Below are 3458 nucleotides of genomic sequence, written 5' to 3' on the forward strand. Positions count from 1 at the left end.
CCCACCGATCAACCTCCCGCCACGTGCGGGAGGTTGATTCATTTCCGGGCCGTATGCCGTTCTGCCGCGTGCTCTTGAGCCTCTCGACGGGGCTGAACCGGCCTCTCCCACGCAGAGCGTGGGACCCAGACGGGGCGGGCCGGCCTCTCCCACGCAGAGCTGGGAGCCAGACGGGGCGGGACGCGAACGGCTCAGTCCGAGACGCGGGCGGCGATTGAGCGGGCCGAGATCGAGTCCGGGCCGGGCTGCGGGACGAAGACGGCCTCGCGGTAGTAGCGCAACTCGGTGATCGACTCGCGGATGTCGGCCAAGGCCCGGTGGCCGCCCTTCTTGGCGGGCGCGTTGAAATAGGCCCTGGGGAACCACCGGCGCGAGAGCTCCTTGATCGAGGAGACGTCGACGATCCGGTAGTGCAGCCAGGCGTCCAGCTCGGGCATATCGCGCGCCAGGAAGCCGCGATCGGTGGCCACCGTGTTCCCGCCCAGCGGCGCCCGCCGCGGCTCGGGCACCCACTCCTTGACATAGGCCATGACCTGCGCGCACGCCTCGTCGAGGGTGATCCCGTGCTCCAATTCGTCGAGCAGGCCGGAGGACGTATGCATCGTCCGCACCACATCGTTCATCTGTGCCAGCGCCTCGGCCGGGGGCTTGATGACCAGGTCGACGCCCTCGCCGAGTTGGTTGAGCTCGAAGTCGGTGACGAGGGCCGCGACTTCGACCAGGGCGTCGGCTTCCAGCGACAGCCCGGTCATCTCGCAGTCGATCCAGACGATGCGATCTTTGGTAGCCCGATCCACCTCGGGCTTGGGCGTACGTTCCGTCACCCGGCCAACCTTACGACCAGGCCTGCATTACCCTCCCATGCATGGCATGGCAGCAGGCCCCCGTGGCTCCCAACCAGCAGCAGCCGGGTCCGACCGGCGGGGGCGGGTATGCGTCATACGTGCCTGGTTATCAGCCCGTGGCGGCCGCGGCGAGCCCGCGGCGGGCGCTGCGGGGCTGGCTGGTCACGGGTCTGCTCGTCGCCGGCTTCACGATTGCGGGTCTGGCGCTCGCGGCCTACTTCGGCGCGGCGCTGGGCGTCATCACGGCGTTGCTCGCACTGCTGCTGGCCGCGATCCCGCTCGGTATCGTCGTTCCGACGTTCTTGTGGCTCGACCGCTTCGAGGCCGAGCCGCGGCGCTATCTGATCGTCGCCTTCCTCTGGGGCGCGCTCGTCGCGTCTCTGCTCGCGGCGTTGTTCAACACGGGCGCCATGCTGGTGATCCAGGCGGCGACGGATCCGGCGAGCGCGATGGCGACCACGGCGACCGTGGTTGCGCCCGTGGTCGAGGAGTCGCTCAAGGGCCTGATCGTGCTGCTCATCTGGCGGCTGCGGCGTCGGGAGTTCGACGGGATCGTCGACGGGATGGTCTACGCCGGAATCGCCGCCGCCGGGTTCGCGTTCACCGAGAACATCCAATATCTGGGGCAGGCGTATGCCGCGGGTGGTCAGGAGATGCTCGCCGCCACCTTCGTCGGGCGCGGGGTGATGAGTCCGTTCGCCCACCCGATGTTCACCTGCCTGACCGGCATCGGGATCGGTGTCGCCGCCACCGCTCGCAGCGGACTAGCTCGGGTCGTTGCGCCCGTGGTCGGGTGGGCGCTGGCCGTGACCGCCCACGGGCTGTGGAATCTATCCGCCGTGACCGGGGGCGCCGGACTGCTGGTCGGCTACTTCCTCGTGGGCGTGCCGGTGTTCGTCGGGTATGCCGTGCTCGTCATCTGGGCGCGGCGCCGCGAGGGGCGGATCATCGGCAAATACCTCAGCCAATACGCCGACGCCGGCTGGCTGAGCCCGAGCGAGGTCGTCATGCTCGCCAATATGGGGCACCGCCGCGAGGCGCGCGTGTGGGCCAAGACCTCGAGCGGTTCCGCCGGGCTGGCGTCGATGCGCCAGTTTCAAGACGCCGCCTCGGAGTTGGGGCTGCTGCGCCACCGGATGTACCACCAGTCGGCGGATGCCCGGGCGCTGGACACCGAGCGCCAACTGCTGGACACCATGACCCTGGCCCGCCGCAGCTTCCTCGGCACAACCGTGCGGTGACCGGCGGCAACGCTGTGCCCCGGCTGACCCTTCGACCGACTGTCAAGCCCTACCACGTTGAACCGTCCCGGAGCCGGAGAAAAGTTGTGACTGACCTACTGCCCCCAGGATTCGCCGATGAGCTGACGGCGCTGCGGCATGAGTTGCACCGCCACCCCGAGCTCGGGCTGGACCTGCCCCATACCCAGCGCCGGGTGCTCGACGCGCTCGACGGGCTGGGCCTGGAGATCATCCTCGGCACCGGGCTGTCGTCGGTTGTCGCGGTGGTGCGGGGCGCGGCGCCTGTCGATGGTCAGCGGCGGGCGGTGCTGTTGCGGGGGGACATGGACGCCCTGCCGCTGACCGAGCGGCTCGACGTCGACTACGTCTCGCAGGAGCCCGGCCTGATGCACGCGTGCGGGCATGACCTGCACGTGGCCGGCCTGGTGGGTGCGGCCCGCCTGCTCGCGGCTCGCCGGCACGAACTCGCGGGTGACGTCATTCTGATGTTCCAGCCGGGGGAGGAAGGGCCGGGCGGGGCGGCGATCATGCTGGAGGAGGGCCTGCTGGACGCGGCAGGTGTGCCGGTGATCGCGGCATACGCCCTCCACGTGTCGTCGGCGGGTGAGCCGCTCGGGACGTGGTTCGGGCGGCCGGGGCCGATGATGGCCGCTGCCGACGAATGCGTCGTGCGTGTCGTGGGCAAGGGCGGGCACGGCTCGCAACCGCACCTCGCGCTCGACCCGGTGCCGGTGGCCTGCGAGATCGTGCTCGCGCTCCAGTTGATGGTCACCCGCCAGTTCGACGCGATGGATCCGATGGTGGTCACCTGCGGCAAGATCGCCGGCGGCACCAAGGACAACATCATCCCCGACGACGCGATCCTGGAACTCACCGTCCGCACCTTCTCCGACGCCAACCGCTCGCGCGTGCACGATGCCCTCGGGCGCGTCGTCAACGGCATCACCGCGGCCCACGGGATGACCGGCGAGGTCACCTGGCTGATGGGCTATCCGGTGACCTCGAACGACGCCACCGAATGGGACTTCCTGCGCTCGACCGCCGTGGAGTTGTTCGGCGAGAGCCGGTATGCCGAGATGCCCCACCCGGAGGCGGGTGCCGAGGACTTCGCCTTCGTCGCGCAGCAGGTGCCGTCGGCCTACGTCTTTCTGTCGGCCTGCCCCGCGGCCGATCCCAAGCAGGCGCCCGACAACCATTCGCCCATCGCGCACTTCGACGACTCGGTCCTGCCGGACCAGGCGCTGCTGCTCGCCGAACTTGCCCTCCGGCGGCTGCGCGACCCGCGCTGACACCCCAGCGCGTATGCCGAGCGGTCGCCGCGGTCGGTGAACGCGGCGGTGGTCAACGCCGCGGTGGTGAAACGCCGCGGTGG

At 70.0% G+C, this 3458-nt stretch carries 3 protein-coding genes; 2 read left to right on the forward strand and 1 reads right to left on the reverse strand.

Annotated features, from left to right (window positions below):
* Positions 1 to 191 precede the first annotated feature (191 nt).
* A complete protein-coding gene (orn, locus tag PKH97_RS15080) occupies positions 192 to 824 on the reverse strand; it encodes an oligoribonuclease (protein WP_324388406.1) in 633 nt (210 codons plus the stop codon).
* Between the two features lie 41 nt (positions 825 to 865).
* Here orn and PKH97_RS15085 point away from each other — a divergent pair, with 41 nt between their 5' ends.
* Together PKH97_RS15085 and PKH97_RS15090 are read left to right on the forward strand one after the other, a co-directional pair.
* On the forward strand, positions 866 to 2086 hold the full coding sequence (locus tag PKH97_RS15085) for a PrsW family intramembrane metalloprotease (RefSeq protein WP_324388408.1): 1221 nt from the start codon (positions 866 to 868) through the stop codon (positions 2084 to 2086).
* A gap of 86 nt (positions 2087 to 2172) precedes the next feature.
* On the forward strand, positions 2173 to 3375 hold the full coding sequence (locus PKH97_RS15090) for a M20 family metallopeptidase (RefSeq protein WP_324388410.1): 1203 nt from the start codon (positions 2173 to 2175) through the stop codon (positions 3373 to 3375).
* Positions 3376 to 3458 lie beyond the last annotated feature (83 nt).

It is taken from the genome of Nostocoides sp., assembly GCF_035343835.1.
Taxonomy (GTDB): Bacteria; Actinomycetota; Actinomycetes; order Actinomycetales; family Dermatophilaceae; genus Nostocoides_A; species Nostocoides_A vanveenii.